This is a genomic window from Planktothrix sp. FACHB-1355 (assembly GCF_014748295.1).
In the GTDB taxonomy this organism is placed as follows: domain Bacteria; phylum Cyanobacteriota; class Cyanobacteriia; order Cyanobacteriales; family Aerosakkonemataceae; genus Aerosakkonema; species Aerosakkonema funiforme_A.
The window spans coordinates 1-2,403 of record NZ_JACJUP010001084.1 but is presented as its reverse complement, the minus strand read 5'-3'; the positions used below and the strand labels follow the sequence as shown (position 1 = coordinate 2,403).

The following is a 2,403-nucleotide window of genomic DNA, read 5'->3' as shown; positions in this document are numbered from 1 at the left end:
CTGACGTTGCATCTTCACCATCGGGTGAATAACTTGTTGAGTCATAAACTCCATTGAATTGGATTTATTTTTGCAAATATTTAACCGAAAAAGGCTTCCCACTTCTTTTGGGTGACCGGTGCTTTTAGTTCTGTGCAGTGGGGAAGCGAACTTCTACCCTACTAGCTTAGCATAAAACGGACAAGCAAGCGTTTTTTTAGCCTTGTCTTAAATGCCTATGGTTATCCAAAGGCAATTTTACAGTCTTGTTGATAATAGCACAATTCCAAAGTATCTTCCAGTTCTACTCAGCTTCACCAATCAAAGTAAAGGCGGCCCAATCTCTGGGGATGGGATATTTTTTCATCGTCGTCAGCATCGCCTGACGCAGTGCTTGACCTTTATCTGGTTGTTTTTGCAGATTTTGATAAAATTCTGCCATTAACGATGCTGTTGGCGCGTCTGGCACCGACCAGAGAGACACTACCACACTGGGTACACCCGCACTAATCAAGCTGCGAGATAATCCGATAACGCCATCGCCGGTAATTTTTCCTCTTCCAGTATCGCAGGCGCTCAGAACAACTAATTCCGCATTTAGCTTCAAAGAAAGGATTTCGCTGGCAGTGAGCAAACCGTCATCATTGCCAGAGGGAGAGAGGGCGTTGCTAGTTGTCAGTAGAGAAGAACAACTAACAACTGACAACTGACCATCTAACCTATGAATTAGCGAGTGCTACCTTTGCTGAAGAATGCAACAGCAAACCATACTCCAACCCTTCTACTACCGCCTGATAGGAAGCTTCCAAAATATTAGTTGAAACTCCCACCGTCGTCCAACGTTGATGACCGTTGCTAGACTCGACCAAAACGCGAGTTTTCGCAGAAGTTCCCGTGTTGCTGTTGAGAATCCGCACCTTATAATCGGTAAGGTAAAATTGACCAATTATGGGATAAAAATTCACCAAGGCTTTGCGTAAGGCGGCATCCAACGCGGCAACCGGCCCATTTCCTTCCGCCGCTTCTAAGATATCTTTGCCATTGACAGAAACTTTGATCGTGGCGAGGGCGTAGGGAAGGCAGTTCGACTCGCCATCGCAGGGAGCAATATCGCAATGAAGTCGAAAACCTTTGAGTTCAAAGAATTTTTCTCGTTGTCCCAATGCTTCGCGCATCAGCAAATCGAAACTGCCTTCTGCCGCCTCAAATTGATAGCCTTCATTCTCCAATTCTTTGAGACGTTGTAGAATGTGACGACAAGCGGGATTTTGTTTATCCAGGTCGATACCGAAACTGCGGGCTTTTGCTAAAACATTGCTCAGCCCAGACTGGTCGGAAACGACGATGCGGCGACGATTTCCGACGGTTTCCGGCTCAAGGTGTTCGTAAGTTAAAGGATTGCGCTCAACTGCGCTGACGTGGATGCCACCTTTGTGGGCGAAAGCAGACAGTCCGACAAAAGGTGCGTGTTCGTCTGGCGCTAAATTGGCGATTTCACTAATAAAGCGACTGGCTTGGGTGAGCTGTTTTAGTTGCTCATCTTTGATACAGGAATAACCCAGCTTCAGTTGCAAATTGGGAATGAGAGAACAGAGATTGGCATTGCCGCAGCGTTCGCCGTAGCCATTCATGGTGCCTTGCACCATTCTCACACCTTCCATGACAGCAGCGATCGCATTGGCAACTGCTGTATCCGAATCGTTATGGGTGTGGACACCCAGCTGGATTTTGGATTTTGGATTTTGGATTTTGGATGGGGAACTCTCTTCTGGTGCGATCGCTTTTACCACATCGCGGACAATTTGACTAATCTCGTGGGGAAGAGTACCGCCGTTCGTATCGCAGAGGACAATCCATTCGGCACCGGCGGCGATCGCACTTTTCAATGTCTGGAGAGCGTATTCTGGATTGTGTTTGTAACCATCAAACCAATGCTCGGCATCGTAAATCACCCGGCGTCCTTGGCTGCGGAGATACTCGATCGTATCCCCGATCATCGCCAAATTCTCTTCTAAACTAGCTTTCAAACTCTCTGTAACGTGCAAATCCCAAGATTTGCCGAAAATCGTCACCCACCGCGTACCTGCCGCCAGAATCGCTTGCAACATGGAATCTTGAGCAGCTGTCGTGCCCGGTCGTCGCGTCGAGCAAAAAGCCACCACTTCCGCTTGCTGTAACGGTTGTTCCTTCAGTTTCCAGAAAAATTGCACATCCTTGGGATTCGCCCCCGGCCATCCCCCTTCAATAAAGGGAATTCCCAATTGGTCTAGCTGGTGGGCAATCCGCAATTTATCTTCCAGCGATAGGGAAAGTCCTTCGCGCTGAGCGCCGTCGCGGAGCGTGGTATCGTAAATCCAAATCTGGTTGGAGGTGTCGGGGGTCATGGAGAGGGAGGATAACAAGGATAAATCACCTATTGATAAC

Annotated in this window: 1 protein-coding gene and 1 pseudogene; both read right to left on the bottom strand. The window is 48.1% G+C overall.

What is annotated here, in order from left to right:
- Window positions 1-283 precede the first annotated feature (283 nt).
- A pseudogene (locus H6S82_RS29265) lies at window positions 284-643 on the bottom strand (CHAT domain-containing protein); the annotation flags it as partial.
- A gap of 55 nt (window positions 644-698) precedes the next feature.
- Window positions 699-2,363: a citramalate synthase gene (gene cimA, locus H6S82_RS29260; RefSeq protein WP_190472217.1), complete on the bottom strand. Its 1,665-nt coding sequence runs from the start codon at window positions 2,361-2,363 to the stop codon at window positions 699-701.
- Window positions 2,364-2,403 lie beyond the last annotated feature (40 nt).